The 13,121-nt window shown below is 73.2% G+C and carries 13 protein-coding genes; 6 read left to right on the forward strand and 7 right to left on the reverse strand.

Annotated features, from left to right (window positions below; translation table 11 throughout):
• Positions 1-28: 28 nt before the first annotated feature.
• Entirely contained in the window at positions 29-1,234 is a 1,206-nt protein-coding gene (locus OH807_RS12240) for a serine hydrolase domain-containing protein (protein ID WP_406197512.1), read from the reverse strand.
• A 175-nt stretch (positions 1,235-1,409) separates the two neighbouring features.
• Here OH807_RS12240 and OH807_RS12245 point away from each other — a divergent pair, with 175 nt between their 5' ends.
• Entirely contained in the window at positions 1,410-1,826 is a 417-nt protein-coding gene (locus OH807_RS12245) for a hypothetical protein (RefSeq protein WP_406197515.1), read from the forward strand.
• 70 nt (positions 1,827-1,896) lie between these two features.
• On the opposite strand, the gene OH807_RS12250 is transcribed toward OH807_RS12245, so the two are convergent.
• Positions 1,897-2,778 carry a LysR family transcriptional regulator gene (locus tag OH807_RS12250; protein WP_406197518.1) on the reverse strand — a complete coding sequence of 294 codons (882 nt, stop codon included), beginning with the start codon at positions 2,776-2,778 and terminating at the stop codon, positions 1,897-1,899.
• A 76-nt stretch (positions 2,779-2,854) separates the two neighbouring features.
• Here OH807_RS12250 and OH807_RS12255 point away from each other — a divergent pair, with 76 nt between their 5' ends.
• Both OH807_RS12255 and OH807_RS12260 read left to right on the forward strand, forming a co-directional pair.
• Positions 2,855-3,589, forward strand: a complete 735-nt coding sequence (locus tag OH807_RS12255; protein WP_406197521.1) for a glutamine amidotransferase-related protein — start codon at positions 2,855-2,857, stop codon at positions 3,587-3,589.
• The gene (locus OH807_RS12260) at positions 3,586-4,224 is read left to right on the forward strand and encodes an HD domain-containing protein (protein WP_406197524.1); all 639 of its coding nucleotides are present in this window, start codon (positions 3,586-3,588) and stop codon (positions 4,222-4,224) included. Before OH807_RS12255 ends, OH807_RS12260 begins: the two co-directional genes overlap by 4 nt.
• A gap of 74 nt (positions 4,225-4,298) precedes the next feature.
• On the opposite strand, the gene OH807_RS12265 is transcribed toward OH807_RS12260, so the two are convergent.
• From OH807_RS12265 to OH807_RS12275, 3 genes are read right to left on the reverse strand one after another with little or no spacing between them, the layout of a single operon-like run.
• Positions 4,299-4,838, reverse strand: coding sequence for a GNAT family N-acetyltransferase (locus tag OH807_RS12265; protein WP_406197527.1), 540 nt, complete (start codon positions 4,836-4,838; stop codon positions 4,299-4,301).
• A 38-nt stretch (positions 4,839-4,876) separates the two neighbouring features.
• Entirely contained in the window at positions 4,877-5,473 is a 597-nt protein-coding gene (coaE, locus tag OH807_RS12270; RefSeq protein WP_406197531.1) for a dephospho-CoA kinase, read from the reverse strand.
• Between the two features lie 32 nt (positions 5,474-5,505).
• A complete protein-coding gene (locus OH807_RS12275; protein WP_406197533.1) occupies positions 5,506-6,147 on the reverse strand; it encodes an MBL fold metallo-hydrolase in 642 nt (213 codons plus the stop codon).
• 62 nt (positions 6,148-6,209) lie between these two features.
• Between OH807_RS12275 and OH807_RS12280 the strand changes: the two genes are divergently transcribed.
• Together OH807_RS12280 and zapE are read left to right on the forward strand one after the other, a co-directional pair.
• Positions 6,210-6,635, forward strand: a complete 426-nt coding sequence (locus OH807_RS12280; protein WP_406197535.1) for a MarR family winged helix-turn-helix transcriptional regulator — start codon at positions 6,210-6,212, stop codon at positions 6,633-6,635.
• A gap of 121 nt (positions 6,636-6,756) precedes the next feature.
• Complete coding sequence (gene zapE / locus OH807_RS12285; protein ID WP_406197537.1) at positions 6,757-7,860, forward strand: cell division protein ZapE; 1,104 nt, start codon at positions 6,757-6,759, stop codon at positions 7,858-7,860.
• Between the two features lie 18 nt (positions 7,861-7,878).
• Here zapE and OH807_RS12290 read toward each other — a convergent pair whose 3' ends face one another.
• Positions 7,879-10,080, reverse strand: a complete 2,202-nt coding sequence (locus OH807_RS12290) for an MMPL family transporter (protein WP_406197539.1) — start codon at positions 10,078-10,080, stop codon at positions 7,879-7,881.
• Positions 10,081-10,332: 252 nt separating this feature from the next.
• Positions 10,333-11,823 (reverse strand): 30S ribosomal protein S1, encoded by a 1,491-nt coding sequence (gene rpsA, locus OH807_RS12295; protein WP_406197541.1) that lies wholly within the window; start codon positions 11,821-11,823, stop codon positions 10,333-10,335.
• A gap of 411 nt (positions 11,824-12,234) precedes the next feature.
• Here rpsA and OH807_RS12300 point away from each other — a divergent pair, with 411 nt between their 5' ends.
• Positions 12,235-13,089 (forward strand): class I SAM-dependent methyltransferase, encoded by an 855-nt coding sequence (locus OH807_RS12300; RefSeq protein WP_406197544.1) that lies wholly within the window; start codon positions 12,235-12,237, stop codon positions 13,087-13,089.
• The last annotated feature ends 32 nt before the right edge of the window (positions 13,090-13,121 follow it).

Genomic DNA, 13,121 nt, shown 5'->3' on the forward strand with positions numbered 1-13,121 from the left:
GCGCCGCACGTCCGCACGGTCAAGTCGGTCAGTCGATCGGGTGGTCGGGGGCGAGTGCCGCCGCGATGCGCTTGGTGATGGTGTCGGAGTTGTTGCCCGCCGGGGCGTCGCAGTCCTTGGTCGAGGTGACGGCGACGGCGATCCGGTCGGCGGGCAGGTAGGCCTGGACGGCGGCGTAGCCGGCGAACGACGGGTTCTGGATCACCCAGCCGTTCACCACGGTGACGCCGAGCCCGAAGTGCCGCTCCTCGGTGTTGAAGCCCGGCAGGCAGACGGTGTCGGGGCAGGTGCGGGTCGGCCCGGGCAGGCCGACCGTGCCGGGGTCGAGCTGGGTCCGGTAGGCGTGCTCCGACAGCAGCTGACCGGCGCCGATGGCCTCCGCCGAGCGGGCGAGGTCACAGATGTGGGTGGTGAGGACGGCGCCGGGGGCGGTGGTCCAGGACGGGTTCCAGAAGGTCGACTCCTCGTAGGTGCCGCGCTCGGCGGTGAAGGAGTGCAGCACGGGCGTCGGAATGTCCGGCGTGCCGCCGTCCCGGGTGTCGCGCAGGCCGAGCGGGCCCATCACGCGCTGCTCCAGCAGCTCGTCCAGCGGCGTGCCGGTGATCTTCTCCAGCGCGGCGCCGAGGAGCTGGAAGTTGGCGTGCGAGTAGCTCCAGTTGGTGCCCGGGGCGTACCAGAGGGGGTGGGCGGCGGAGATCCCGACCAGTTCCCCGGGGGTCCACTGACGGAACGGGTCGGCGTTGTAGTCGGCGAGGAACCCCGGGTCGGTGACGTAGTCCGCGAGGCCGGAGGTGGAGTCGCCGAGCATCCGCAGGGTGATCCGGTCGGCGTGCGGCGCGTCGGGCAGCCAGCGCGCGAGGGGGTCATCCAGGCCGACCCGCTGCTCGTCCACGAGCTGGAGCAGGACGGTGCCCAGGTAGGCGATGGCGACCGATCCGGCGCGGAAGTGCATGCGCGGCTCGGCGGGGACACCGGTCATCGACTCGCCGAGGGCACCGGTCACGAGCTCCCGGCCGTCGACGGTGACCCTCAGCACCACCGACTTGAGGTGGAGCTCCTCCTTCGCCCGCCGCGCGATGTCGAGGACCTCGCGGGCCGGGCCGCCGGCCGGCTCGGGGGAGCTGACACAGGGCCGGTACTCCGGCACACCGGCGGCGGCCGTGGCCGTGGCCTGGAGACCGGTGGCGATCAGTGTGGCGGCACAGAGCAGGGCCGCCGTCCGTGGACGCGTCATGGACGCACTATGGGCGGGCGGGTCCGGTGATCCGGCGCACGCCACTCCGCCGGTCCCCCGGACGGCGGGACGCCGCGGACGGGGAACGGGGTGGCGGGACGGGCCCTCGGCCGGCACCCCGCACTGACGCCACCGGCCGCCCATGACTTACCGTGAGCCCCGAAGGGAGGCCGCCATGACAACCGGCCCGATACCGAACTCGACCGCACCGACGGGAAATTCCATCCTCCTCGACCGCACGCGCCCGTTCCCCGAGCGGGTCGCCGCGGCGGCCCGGGCCTGGGACGAGGGCGGGCGAAGCCCGGCGGCCCTGGTGGACGACCGGGCCTACTTCGCGCTCCGCTGCTGGCAGTTGGCCGCACCGGAGCGCGGCGAGCAGCTCGGCGCGCCGACGGCCGCGTTCCTCGGACAGGCCTACGACGCCTTCGGCGGCAGCACGGGATGGGGCCTGACACTGCGGCAGCGGGCCGTCTGCGCCTGCCACGGCGACACCTGGCGACTGGAGAACATCGAGATCTGCCTCGGCTGCCTGCGCTACCTCTGCTACCAGCTCGACGGGCCGTGCTGCGAGGGCGCCGAGATCGTCGGCTGAAGCCGGCGGAACCCTCCCACCACCGGCCGGCCGCACACCGCACGCCCTCCCGGGGCCCACCGACCGGCCGTCAGCCGCCCAGCAGCCGGGCCAGCAGCGCCGCCGGCCCCTCCGGCAGACTGCCGTGCACCAGCTCCGTCCGGTGCACCAGCCGCGGCTCGCGGACCGGTACGGCGACGACGCCCGGCGCACCGGCCGCCACCGCGGCGGGCAGCACCGCCAGCCCGTGCCCGGCCGCGACCAGCGCCAGCAGCCCCCGTACGTCGGTGCCGAGGTACCGGGCGGCGGGCCGGAAGCCGTCGACGGCGGTGGCGGCGCGCAGCCGGGCGGCGGTCGGCGCGAGGTCGGGGGCCTCCAGCCAGCGGGCGGCGGAGAGGTCGGCCAGCGCCAGGCCCGCGCGCCCGGCCAGCGGGTGACCGGCGGGCAGGGCGACGGCCGGTGGCTGCTCGTCCACCGCGACCGTGCCGAGCGGGCCGACGTCCGGCAGCGGCAGCGGGTCGCTGGGGGCGGCGAGGCCGTCGATCAGGGCGAGGTCCACCTCGCCGGTGGCGACCAGTGCGGGCAGCGCCTGCTGCGCCACCACCCGGACCACGAGTTCCGCCCGGGGGTGGGCCCGGCGCACGTCGCCGAGCGCGCGCCCGAGGGCCGCGCCGACCGCCAGCGGGGTGGCGCCGACGGTCAGCCGGGCGCTCGGGGCACCGGCCAGGCGGGCGACGTCCGCGCGCGCCGCGTCCAGCCGGACGAGCAGCGGCCCGGCGTGCTCCAGCAGCCGCGCGCCGGCCTCGGTCGGGCCGACCGGGCGCCGGGTCAGCAGGGCGGTACCGAGGTCTGCCTCCAGCGCCGCGATCTGCTGCGAGACGGCGGACTGGGTGTAGCCGAGGTCGCGGGCCGCCTCGGAGAAGGATCCGAGGCGGACCACGGCGACGAAGGTGCGCAGCTGCTGCGGATCCACGAGTATCAGATCCTCTGATCGAAGGGTCAGAAATCATCGTTGGCGCTGATGCCCAACGCGGGGTCAGGATAGCCGCATGACCTACCCGACCCCGCGCCTCGCCCTCGTCGGCGACCGCTCCCCCGCCGTCCGCTCGCACGCCCGGATCCCCGGCCTGCTCGACTCCCTCGCCACCCACGACCAGCTGGTGCTGGACGCCTACTGGATCCCCACCGAGGACGCCGAGGCACCCGGCGCCCTCGACGGCTTCGACGCGATCTGGCTGCTCCCCGGCAGCCCGTACCGCAGCGAGGCGGGCGCCGTGGCCGCCGTCCGCACCGCCCGCGAACGCGGCATCCCCTTCCTCGGCACCTGCGCCGGGTTCCAGCACGCGGTGCTGGAGTACGCGCGCAACGTCTGCGGGATCGGCGGCGCCGCGCACGGCGAGAGCCACCCGGAGGAGGACGACCTGGTGATCGTGCCGCTCAGCTGCTCGCTGGTCGGGCACGAGGGCGCGGTGGAGATCGCACCGGGCACGCTCGCCGAGCGCATCCTCGGCACCACCCGCACGCTGGAGCGCTACCACTGCGCGTACGGGCTGAACCCCGCCTACCTGGAGCGGCTGCGCGCGGGCGGCCTGCGGTTCAGCGCCGTCGACGACGACGGCGACCTGCGGATGCTCGAACTGCCCGGGCACCCGTTCTTCCTCGCCTCGCTGTTCCAGCCCGAGCTGGCCGGCGACGGCACCCGCGCCCACCCCGTCGTCCGCGCCCTCGCGGCGGCCGCCGTCGCGCACGCCGACACCACCACCTCCCGAGGAGCCACCGCATGAGCACCGAGATCGCCGGCATCACGATCCCCGACAGCAGGCTCGCCACCGAGGCCACCGAGCTGGTCCGGGACACCTCGACCGAGCTGCTCTACCACCACTCGCGCCGGGTCCACCTGTTCGGCGCCCTCCAGGGGCAGCGCCGCGGCCTCGTCTTCGACGCCGAACTGCTCTACCTGGCCGCGATGTTCCACGACCTCGGGCTCGCGCCGGAGCACCGCTCCTCCGGGCGGCGGTTCGAGGTGGACGGGGCCGAGGCGGCCGCCGCCTTCCTCCGCGACCGCCAGGTGCCGGAGCCGAGGGTCCGGCTGGTCTGGGAGGCGATCGCCCTGCACACCACACCCGGCATCCCGGAGTACCTGGAGCCGGAGATCGCCCTCACCACGGCCGGCGTGGAGCTGGACGTGCTCGGCATCGGCTACCACGACCTGTCCGCCGGGGCCCGGGACGCGGTGGTCGCCGCCCACCCCCGGCCCGACTTCAAGCGCGGGATCCTGGCGGCGTTCCACACGGGCATCGCGCCCAGGCCGGAGACCGCCTTCGGCAACGTCAAGGCGGACGTGCTGGCCCGGTTCAGCCCCGGGTTCGAGCGGACCGACTTCGTCGAGGTGATCGAGCACTCCGCCTGGCCGGAGTGACCGCCGCACCGGGGAGGACCCCGCACCGCCGGAGTGACCGCCGCACCGGGGCCCCCGCCCGGCCGGAGTGACCGCTACATCGGGAGGGAGCGGAGCCGCACCGGGCCCTCGGGCCACCCGCCGCCCCCGGCCAGCGGCGCCCGCATCGTCCGGAGCGGCATGAGCACGACGCGCCCCTCCGGCTGCTCCACGTGGACGTCATCGGCCACCTCGCGGAAGCCGAGCCGGCGGTAGAGGCCGGCCAGCGGCGGCCGGCAGAACAGCAGCGCATGCTGCGCCCCCGACGTCCGCGCATGGTCCAGGGCCGCGCCGACCACCGCGCGGGCCAGGCCGCGCCCGCGGGCCTCGGGCGCGACGGCCACACCGCCGACGCCCATCACCTCCAGGTCGACGCCGCCTGCCGTGAGCGGCAGCCGCAGCAGGCCGGCGTGCGCGAGCAGCCGGCCTCCCGCGTCGCGGACCCCGAAGTGGATGTCCTTGGGCAGCCAGCTCAGCCCGGTGTACGCGACACCGAAGTGGTCCTCCCCCGCGCCGAGGATCTGCTCGACGTCAGCGCCGGTGTACTCGGCGAGGCGCACCACGACGGGCGGCCCGGACGCTATGTGTTCAGTCATCCCCCCATGATCACCGATGCACCCGGCATCCGGCCGGATCAGACCTGACGGGACTTCAGCTCGTCCCAGACCTCGGCCACCCGGGGGGCCAGGGCCTCCAGCGGGCCGCTGTTGTCGATGACCAGGCCGGCGATGGCGAGCCGGTCGGCCCGGGTGGCCTGGGCGGCCATCCGGGCCCGGGCCTCGTCCTCCGTCATGCCGCGCAGCCGGACGAGCCGGTCGATCCGGACGTCGTCCTCGGCATCGATCACCAGCACCGCGTCGTAGAGCGGCGCGAGCCCGTTCTCCGCGAGCAGCGGGACGTCGTGCACCACCACCGCGTCCGGGTCCGCGGCCGCCTCCAGTTCGGCGGAGCGGGCCCGGACGAGCGGGTGCACGACGGCGTTCAGCGCCTTGAGCCGCTCGGGGTCGGCGAAGACGATCGCGCCGAGCGCCGGGCGGTCCAGCGAGCCGTCGGCCCGGAGCACCCCGGGGCCGAACTCGGCCACCACGGCCCGCAGGCCGTCCGTCCCGGGCGCGACCACCTCGCGGGCGATCACGTCGGAGTCCACGATCACCGCGCCGTGGGCGGCGAGCAGCCGCGACACCTCGCTCTTGCCCGCGCCGATGCCGCCCGTCAGTCCGATCTTCAGCATGGCGCCAGGCTACCGGCGCCGTGCCCCCGCGGTCAGCCCAGGTCGAGGCTCTCGCCGTCGCCGAGCGCGGTCAGCTCCGCGCCCGTCCCGGGCCCGCCCGGCCCCAGCAACCGGCTGTGCACCGCGAGGCCGAGCGGGCTGAGCACCGCGTCGTGCACCGGCACCGCCTGCCGCGGGCCCGCCTCCCGGACGTAGTCGATCAGCTCGGAGACCTTGGTCCACGGGCCGGCGACGGGCAGCAGCAGCGTCTCCACGGTGTGCGGCGGCACGGTCAGCGCGTCGCCGGGGTGGAAGATCCGGCCGTCGAACAGGAAGCCGACGTTCTTCACCAGCGGGATGTCGGGGTGGATCACCGCATGCCACTCGCCGTGCACGCTCACCCCGATCCCGCCGACCTCGAAGGCGTCGCCCTCGCCGACCACCGTGACCCGCTGCGCCAGGCCGTCCAGCTGTGCGGCGACAGCACTGTTGGTCCAGACCCGCAACGCCGGGTCGGCCTCCAGGGCGGCGCGAAGCCCGGCCTCCTCGAAGTGGTCGACGTGCTCGTGGGTGATCAGCACCGCGTCCGCGCCGGTGAGGGCGGCGGGATCGGTGAACATGCCCGGGTCGACGACGACGGTGGCGGCGTCGTGCTCCAGGCGTATGCAGGCATGGCCGAACTTGGTGATTCGCATGCTCCAGAACATACAGCAGAACTGCACAGTCTTGCTGGACATCTTTCGGGTAGGCTGCTCCCATGAACAGCCCGGCCCCCGAAACCCTCGAACTCGCCGCCGACCTGCGCACCGCCGTCGGCGAACTCGTCCGCGCCCTGCGCCCCGGTGACGAACTCCCGCAGAACCAGGCCGCCGTGCTCGGCCTGCTGATCCGCGACGACCGCACCTGCACCGTCAGCGAGCTGGCCGCCCACCAGCGCGTCCGGCACCAGTCGATGGCCCGCACCGTCGCCCTGCTCACCGAGGCCGGCCTCGTCACCCAGCAGCCGCACGCCACCGACGGCCGCAAACTGCTGGTGGCCCCCACCGAGGCCGGGCGCACCGCCCTGTACGAGCAGCGGGCCCGCCGCGAGGCGCAGATCGCCGCCGCCATCGAGGCCCGGCTGACCCCCGGCGAACGGGAGACGCTGCGCGCGGCCGTCGAGCTGCTCCACCGCCTGCACTGAGCCCCTGCACCGAGTCGCTGCACCGAGCCACCGACGCCGAGCCCCTGCACCGGGCCGCCCGCACCGGGCGGTCAACTCCCGCCGATCATCCGTATGCTGACGCCTGCTAAGGTCCTCGTCCGTGACAGCCAGGGCGGGGAAGCAGCACGAGGCGATGCGCGCGCACTTCCGGCGCGCGGCACAGGAGCGCGGGTTCACCCTCGATCCGGCCCAGGAGGCCCCGGCCGAGCGGCTCGGCCGGCTCGCCGAGGAGCTGGCCCATCCGCTGTGGCGGCTGCGCAGGCCCCCGCGCCACCTCTACCTCTGGGGACCGGTCGGCCGCGGCAAGAGCTGGCTGGTGGACACCTTCCTCGACGGGCTCGCGACCCCGCAGAAGCGGCGGCTGCACTTCCACGACTTCTTCCGCCGCCTGCACGAGGGCGTCGCCCAGCACACCGCCGCCCAGCACGCCGGCGGCCCGCACACCGACGGCGCGGCCGTCGACCAGGCCGTGGACGAGCTGCTCGGCGACTGCCGGCTCCTCGTGTTCGACGAGTTCCACGCCCACGACGCGGGCGACGCGATGCTCGTCGCCCGGCTCTTCCGGACCCTGCTGGACCGGCGGATCACCCTGGTCACCACGTCGAACTACCCGCCCGCCGGGCTGATGCCCGACCCGCTCTACCACCACCTCTTCGAGCCGACGATCTGGCTGATCGAGGAGCGGATGGACGTGCTGGACGTCGCCGGACGGACCGACTTCCGGCGGCAGCCGCGGCCGGAGCACGTCGACGGGTTCGCGCTGGGCGCCCGGCTGGACGCGGGCGAGGAGGCCGCGGCCGGCCTCACCCCGCCCCGGGCCGACGAGGCCCGCCCGGTGGCGACGCACCACCGCGAGCTGCCGGCCCGCGCCGTCCGGGACGACCTCGTCTGGTTCGGCTTCGCCGAGCTGTGCGAGGGGCGGACGGCCGTACCGGACTACCTCGCGCTCGCCGAGCGCTTCCCCACCCTCGTGCTCGACGGCGTCCCCCCGCTCGCCGAGGCGTCCGCGGACGCCCGCCGGCGCTTCGCCAACCTGGTGGACGTCTGCTGCGACCGCGGCGTCCGGCTCTACCTGGTCGGCGCCGACCCGCTCGCGGGCCTGCCCGCCGACTCCACCCTGATGCGCGACCTCGACCGCACCGCCAGCCGCCTCGCCCTGCTGCGGCAACCTGGCCGGGAGCCGCAGGAGCAGGCCCGGACGTAGCCCGGCAGGCCGGCCGCCCTACGGCGCCGTGGTGACCAAGTCCTTCGCGGGCCGCTGGGCGGGCAGCACGGCCGGCTCGATGGTCGGCAGCTCGACGTGCTCGCTCAGGCCGAACCGGTTGTGCAGGCGGCGCAACGGCGCCGGGGCCCACCAGTTGAACTCGCCGAAGAGGCTCATCACCGCCGGTACGAGCAGGCAGCGGACGAGCGTGGCGTCGACGGCCACGGCGACGGCGAGCGCGATGCCCATCTGCTTGACCATCAGCATGTCGCCGAGCGCGAAACCGGCGAAGACGATCACCATCAGCAGCGCCGCCGAGGTGATGATCTTCCCGCTGCGCTGGACGCCCAGCTCCACGGCCCGCGTACAGCTGTGGCCCTTGTCCCGAAGTTCCTTGATCCGGGCGAGCAGGAAGACCTCGTAGTCCATCGACAGCCCGAACGCGAAGGCGAAGACCAGCACCGGGATGAAGGTCTCCAGCCCGCCGGTGGGGCTGAAACCGAGCAGTCCGCTGAACCAGCCGTCCTGGAAGACCAGGGTGAGCGCGCCGAGCGAGGCACCCAGCGAGAGCAGGTTCATCAGCAGGGCCTTGACCGGCATCACCACCGAGCCGGTCATCAGGAAGAGCAGCACCAGCGTGCCGAGCGCCACCAGGCCGAGGGCGATCGGGCCACGGGTGAGCAGTTCGTGCTGGAAGTCGACGATCGAGGCGGCTCCGCCGGTGACGTGGGTGGTGAGACCGCCGCGGTCGGCGCGCAGCTCCTCGACCACCTTCTTGGCCTCCCCGCCCTGCGGGTCGCCGTGCACCAGCACGTCGATGGTGGAGACCTTGTCGCTCACCGGGCTCACCGCACGGACCGCGCTGACGCCCGGCAGCTTGGCCACCACGTCGTCCGCGTAGGCCTGGGCGACGGGGGCGCCACCCTCGACGACCACGGTGATCGGGGCCGCCGAGGCCAGCGGGAAGCGCTGGTCGACGGTCTCGGCCACCTGCCGGCCGGCCGAGGAGGCGGGCAGCACGGCGGCGCCGGAGCTGCGCATGTCGGCGTGCAGGAACGGCGCCCCGGCGGCCATCAGCAGGGCGACGCAGGCGAGGGCGACGGGCACCGCGCGCTTGCGCACCCGGCGGACGGTACGGCTGAAGAAGCCCTCGTCGGGGACGGGTGCGGTGGGGGTCCTGATCCGGCCGCCGGCGAAGCCGAGCAGTGCGGGGACGAGGGTGAGCGCGGCGGCGACGGCGATCACCACCACGCTGACGCCGGCGGCGGCGACCGCGCCGAGGACGGGGCTGGTGAAGACGAAGAGGCCGGAGAGCGCCACGGCCACGGTCAGCCCGGAGAAGGCGACGGTCCGGCCGGCGGTGGCGGCGGTCCGTTCGACGGCCGCGGCGATGCCCGCGCCGTGGCCGCGTTCCTCCCGGAAACGATTCACCATGAGGAGCGCGTAGTCGATCGAGAGGCCGAGCCCCAGCACGGTGGCGATCGGCAGCACGCTGGTGTCGATGTCCATGATCTTGCTGAAGCCGAACATGGCCAGCAGCGCCCCGCCGACGGAGGCGACGGCGCCGATCACCGGCAGGCTGGCCGCGGCGAGGCCGCCGAAGACCAGCACCATGACGATCAGGGTCAGCGGCAGGGTGACGATCTCGCCGAACCGGGTGTCCTTCTCGGTCTGCTTCTTGACCTCGTCCTGGAGCACGAGGTCCCCGCCGACCTTCACCTGGGCGCCGTCGGCGTGGATCGCCGCCAGCCGCTCGGTGACGGCGCCGGTCTGCGCGTCGGTACTGCCGTCGGCCATCCGGACGGAGACCAGGCTCGCGTGGCCGTCGGCGGAGCGCAGCGCGGCGCCGGCCGGGCCGGGCCCGTAGGCGTCGGCGGCCGAGGAGACGCCGGGCAGCGCGGCGATCTCGGCGGTGGCCCGGGTGACGGCGTCCCGAACGGCCGGATCGTCCACGGCCCGGCCGTCCACCACCGCGGTCACCGTGCCGCGGGCCGGGTCGGCCGCGGTGACGACCGCGCTCCCGCGGTCCGCCTCGGAGGCCGCCGAGGAGGCGCCGGCCACCGATCCGGCGAAGACCCGCCCGCCGATCAGCACGCCTATGACCAGAATGACCGCCCAGAAACCGAGCACCCAGCGCCGGTGCCGGAAGCAGAACCGGCCGAGGGCAGCAAGGCGTCCGTCGACCTTCGGGCCGGCGGACGTACGGGAGGGGGAGGTCATTGCGGTGCTACGGCGCATATGTGGGGGGTGCCTAGCGTGTGGGGCCGGGTGAGCGACCCATCGGGCAACTAACCCCAAGGTAGGGCCTAGGTCCTGAATCGCCCATAGCCATCCAATGAGCCCCTAATCACAAAAATCCTTCACATAAGGAACAAATAAGTGAAGAGAAAAAACAATGGACCCCACCCGGAAACCGGGTGGGGTCCATCGGTCACGCTATGCGCCGCACGTCAGCGACAGGTGGTCGGAGCCTCAGCTCTGGCCGCCCGCCAGCTTCTCGCGCAGGGCAGCCAGGGCCTCGTCCGAAGCGAGAGCGCCGGAGCCCTCGTCGCTGCTGGAGGAGTACGAGCCACCGGCGGCGGCGGCAACAGCGTCGCCACCCTCGGCAGCGGCCTCGGCGTCGGCCTCACGGCTCTTGATGACCTGGGCCTGGTGCTGCTCGAAGCGCGACTGCGCCTCGGCGTACTGGGCCTCCCACGCCTCGCGCTGCTTCTCGAAGCCCTCGAGCCAGTCGTTGGCCTCGGGGTCGAAGCCCTCGGGGTAGATGTAGTTGCCCGCATCGTCGTACGAGGCAGCCATGCCGTAGAGGGTCGGGTCGAACTCGACCTCGGCCGGGTTGGCACCCAGCGCCTCGTTGGCCTGCTTCAGCGAGAGGCTGATGCGGCGACGCTCCAGGTCGATGTCGATGACCTTGACGAAGATCTCGTCGCCGACCTGCACGACCTGCTCCGGGATCTCGACGTGGCGCTCGGCCAGCTCGGAGATGTGGACCAGACCCTCGATGCCCTCGTCCACGCGGACGAACGCACCGAACGGAACCAGCTTGGTGACCTTACCCGGAACGACCTGGCCGATCTGGTGGGTACGGGCGAACTGCTGCCACGGGTCCTCCTGGGTCGCCTTCAGCGACAGGGAGACGCGCTCGCGGTCCATGTCAACGTCGAGAACCTCGACGGTGACCTCCTGGCCGACCTCGACAACCTCGGACGGGTGGTCGATGTGCTTCCAGGACAGCTCGGAGACGTGCACCAGGCCGTCAACGCCACCCAGGTCCACGAAGGCACCGAAGTTGACGATGGAGGAGACGACGCCGGAGCGCACCTGGCCCTTCTGCAGGGTGGTGAGGAAGGTCTGGCGGACCTCGCTCTGGGTCTGCTCCAGCCAGGCACGGCGGGACAGGACCACGTTGTTGCGGTTCTTGTCCAGCTCGATGATCTTGGCCTCGAGCTCCTTGCCCACGTAGGGCTGGAGGTCGCGGACGCGACGCATCTCGACAAGCGAGGCCGGCAGGAAGCCACGGAGGCCGATGTCGAGGATGAGACCACCCTTGACGACCTCGATGACGGTACCGGTGACGATCCCGTCCTCTTCCTTGATCTTCTCGATCGTGCCCCAGGCGCGCTCGTACTGAGCCCGCTTCTTGGACAGGATGAGACGACCCTCCTTGTCCTCCTTCTGGAGAACCAGGGCCTCGATGTTGTCACCAACCTTGACAACCTCGTGCGGGTCAACGTCGTGCTTGATCGAGAGCTCGCGGGACGGGATGACGCCCTCGGTCTTGTAACCGATGTCGAGGAGCACCTCGTCACGGTCGACCTTCACGATGACGCCCTCGACGATGTCACCATCGTTGAAGTACTTGATGGTCTCGTCAATGGCGGCGAGGAAGGCCTCAGCGTCGCCGATGTCGTTGACCGCGACCTGCGGGGTGGTGCTGGTGGAAGAGTCGGTGGGGCTCGTCATTAGGAAAAGGGCTCCGGTGCGGACATGAAGTCGTAGGTAATGCCACGCGGAGGGCCCGTATCGCTCCCACCGAAAGCCGGACAGCCAGGAACACGGCACACCGATAGATCCCGGGTACCGGGAATCGGTGTCCGTCTTGCGACCGTGGGGTCTTCGACAGATGCGAGCGCGACCTGCTCCGTCCGAGGCGCGCAGGCCCGCAGCGCAACTTGTAGCATACGGGGACGGCCAGGCACGGTCAACGCCAAGGGCGCCAAGACGGTGGAGGCCGGTATGGATCAGGCCATATCCTCCGGTTGCGCACCTCACGGTGGCGGCCGCAGGGACCTTTACCCCGGATGCCACCGCCCGAGCCGGACCCTTGCGGGCCGGTTCACGGCAGCGGCGCTTCCGCAGACCACACCCTACGCGATGGGCATTATCACCGTGGCCACCACCCCCCAGTCCGACGCCCGTGATCTTGACGACGACGGCGACGACGCGGTAAGGCGTGATGCCGAGGCCGGCGAGAGCAGCCGCGCCAGCCGGCACTGGTGGGACCGCAACGCCGACGACTACCAGGACGAGCACGGCGCGTTCCTCGGCGACGCCCGGTTCACCTGGTGCCCCGAGGGCCTCGACGAGGCCGACGCCCGGCTGCTCGGCGACGTCGCGGGCCGGACCGTCCTGGAGATCGGGGCGGGCGCCGCCCAGTGCTCGCGCTGGCTCGCCCGGGAGGGCGCCCGGCCGGTCGCCCTCGACATCTCGTTCCGCCAACTCCAGCACTCCCTGCGGATCGACCTCGCCCGCGACACGCCGCCCGTCCCGGTCGTCCAGGCCGACGCCGCCGTCCTGCCCTTCGCCGACGCCTCCTTCGACGTGGCCTGCTCCGCGTACGGCGCCGTGCCGTTCAGCGCCGACACCGCCGCCCTGATGCGCGAGGTGCACCGGGTGCTGCGGCCCGGCGGGCGCTGGGTCTTCTCGGTGACCCACCCGATCCGCTGGGCCTTCCCCGACGAGCCCGGCGTCGAAGGGCTGACCGCCGTCGCCCCCTACTTCGACCGCACCCCGTACGTCGAGGAGGACGAGCACGGGCGGGCCAGCTACGTCGAACACCACCGCACCGTCGGGGACCGGGTCCGCGAACTGGTCGGCGCCGGGTTCCGGCTGCTCGACCTGATCGAGCCCGAGTGGCCGGCCGGGCTCGACCAGGAGTGGGGCGGCTGGTCGCCGCTGCGCGGCCGGCTGATCCCCGGCACCGCGATCTTCGTCGCCGAACGGGACTGACCGGGCGGGAGCCGGCCGGGGGCGCCGGGGAG

This window comes from Kitasatospora sp. NBC_01560, from assembly GCF_045208415.1.
Lineage (GTDB): Bacteria > Actinomycetota > Actinomycetes > Streptomycetales > Streptomycetaceae > Kitasatospora.

Bases quoted from the DNA above. Each gene is read 5' to 3' on its own strand.
- OH807_RS12245 (WP_406197515.1), top strand. From the start codon at position 1,410: ATGACAACCGGCCCGATACCGAACTCGACCGCACCGACGGGAAATTCC.
- OH807_RS12240 (WP_406197512.1), bottom strand. From the start codon at position 1,234: ATGACGCGTCCACGGACGGCGGCCCTGCTCTGTGCCGCCACACTGATC.
- OH807_RS12280 (WP_406197535.1), top strand. From the start codon at position 6,210: ATGAACAGCCCGGCCCCCGAAACCCTCGAACTCGCCGCCGACCTGCGC.
- OH807_RS12265 (WP_406197527.1), bottom strand. From the start codon at position 4,838: ATGACTGAACACATAGCGTCCGGGCCGCCCGTCGTGGTGCGCCTCGCC.
- OH807_RS12275 (WP_406197533.1), bottom strand. From the start codon at position 6,147: ATGCGAATCACCAAGTTCGGCCATGCCTGCATACGCCTGGAGCACGAC.
- OH807_RS12255 (WP_406197521.1), top strand. From the start codon at position 2,855: ATGACCTACCCGACCCCGCGCCTCGCCCTCGTCGGCGACCGCTCCCCC.
- rpsA (WP_406197541.1), bottom strand. From the start codon at position 11,823: ATGACGAGCCCCACCGACTCTTCCACCAGCACCACCCCGCAGGTCGCG.
- OH807_RS12300 (WP_406197544.1), top strand. From the start codon at position 12,235: ATGGGCATTATCACCGTGGCCACCACCCCCCAGTCCGACGCCCGTGAT.
- OH807_RS12260 (WP_406197524.1), top strand. From the start codon at position 3,586: ATGAGCACCGAGATCGCCGGCATCACGATCCCCGACAGCAGGCTCGCC.
- coaE (WP_406197531.1), bottom strand. From the start codon at position 5,473: ATGCTGAAGATCGGACTGACGGGCGGCATCGGCGCGGGCAAGAGCGAG.
- OH807_RS12290 (WP_406197539.1), bottom strand. From the start codon at position 10,080: ATGACCTCCCCCTCCCGTACGTCCGCCGGCCCGAAGGTCGACGGACGC.